This window comes from Vibrio mimicus CAIM 602 (assembly GCF_000338875.1).
In the GTDB taxonomy this organism is placed as follows: Bacteria; Pseudomonadota; Gammaproteobacteria; order Enterobacterales; family Vibrionaceae; genus Vibrio; species Vibrio mimicus.
Genome location: NZ_AOMO01000010.1, coordinates 1 through 1,430, shown reverse-complemented (window position 1 = coordinate 1,430; position 1,430 = coordinate 1). Strand labels below are relative to the sequence as shown.

General features: G+C 43.1%; 3 protein-coding genes. All 3 read left to right on the top strand.

Annotation, left to right across the window (positions count from 1 at the left end; genetic code table 11):
* On the top strand, positions 1-225 hold a 225-nt coding region (locus D908_RS20315), incomplete at its 5' end, for a ClbS/DfsB family four-helix bundle protein (protein ID WP_005522185.1).
* A gap of 359 nt (positions 226-584) precedes the next feature.
* Positions 585-704, top strand: coding sequence for a DUF645 family protein (locus D908_RS21790; RefSeq protein ID WP_005522181.1), 120 nt, complete (start codon positions 585-587; stop codon positions 702-704).
* A gap of 410 nt (positions 705-1,114) precedes the next feature.
* Positions 1,115-1,258 (top strand): cell shape-determining protein MreC, encoded by a 144-nt coding sequence (locus D908_RS20305; RefSeq protein WP_420919637.1) that lies wholly within the window; start codon positions 1,115-1,117, stop codon positions 1,256-1,258.
* The last annotated feature ends 172 nt before the right edge of the window (positions 1,259-1,430 follow it).

Below are 1,430 nucleotides of genomic sequence, written 5' to 3'. Positions count from 1 at the left end.
GATCAGTACCGTGATTGGCAATACGAGGACTTACTTAAGGCGTTAGACTCAACAATAAACAAGCTTATCTTGTTAGTCGCAAGTTTAAGCAATGAAGAATTGTATGAAACGACGTGGTATGAACAATGGACATTTGGTCGAATGATCCAGTTCAACACGTCATCACCAATGAAGAATATGCGAGCCAAAGTTAGGCGCTTTAACAAAAACAACAGGCTTCGGTAGGTAATTCACATAACAAACGCCTCAAGAGGGACTGTCAACGCGTGGCGTTTCCAGTCCCATTGAGCCGAGGTGGTTTCGGTTGTGGTGTTTGAGTTTAGTGGTAATGCGTTGCCAGCCCCTTAGGCGGGCGTTAGCTTTTTAAAGGCTGGAATCGCTCAATTGTTCTAAAAACTCAACTTTTAGCGTTCAAGTTGCACGACTTGGTTATTGAGTTTCAGGTTGATGCTGCTTTGATAGAAAGTGTTGAATGTTGAGCATTTCCAAAGTCGCTGAAAACGAGCAAGCCTCGATGCTTCAACATCGCTGGATGTTCAACACTGGCTGCTTGGTTTACAAGTGGCTTCATCATCGCTGAAATTATGTTTTCTTTGTCGTGGACTCTTAACCGTGGTCAACTCAACCTTGATCATTATAAGTTTTGGTTGCCAACTTCACAGCTTTTGGTGTTGGACATGTGCTTGTCCAATGCATTTTCGTAAAATGCTTTTCAACTAAAAGTGTTAAAAAGGTCATTGGTAAACAATAGGCTACGAAGCTAACAAACGCCTCAAAGGGACTGTCAACGCGTGGCGTTTCCAGTCCTAATGAGCCGCGGTGGTTGCAGTTGTTGTGATTGAGTTTATTGGTAATGCGTTGTCAGCCCCTTAGGCGGGCGTTAGCTTCTTGAAGCGGAAATCATCAAAATCTGGGTTTAATTGTTCTGAAAATTCAGCTTTTAGCGTTCAAATTTCACAACTTGGCTTTTGATCTCAAGTCTGATGTTGATTTGGTAGAAAGCGTTGAAAGTTTAGTGGTTTTAAAGTTGCTGAAAGCCAACAAACCTAGATGCTTCAACATTGTTGGATGTTCAACACAGTCAGCTTAGTTTCACAAAGGCTACATCATCGCTGTGCTCTGGCTTTCTTTGTCGCGGACTCTTAACCGTGGTCAACTCAACCCTATAAGTTTTGGTTGCCAACTTCACAGCTTTTGGTGTTGGACATGTGCTTGTCCGATGCATTTTCGTAAAATGCTTTTCAACAAAAAGTGTTAAAAAGGTCATTGGTAAACAATAGGCTACGAAGCTAACAAACGCCTCAAAGGGACTGTCAACGCGTGGCGTTTCCAGTCCTAATGAACCGCGGTGGTTACGGTTGTCGTGTTTGAGTTTGGTGTTATGCGTTGCCAGCCCCTTAGGCGGGCGTTATGCTTAATCACGTAAAATC

Excerpts from the sequence above, each read along its gene's own strand:
- D908_RS21790 (WP_005522181.1), top strand. The coding sequence starts at position 585 with ATGTTTTCTTTGTCGTGGACTCTTAACCGTGGTCAACTCAACCTTGAT.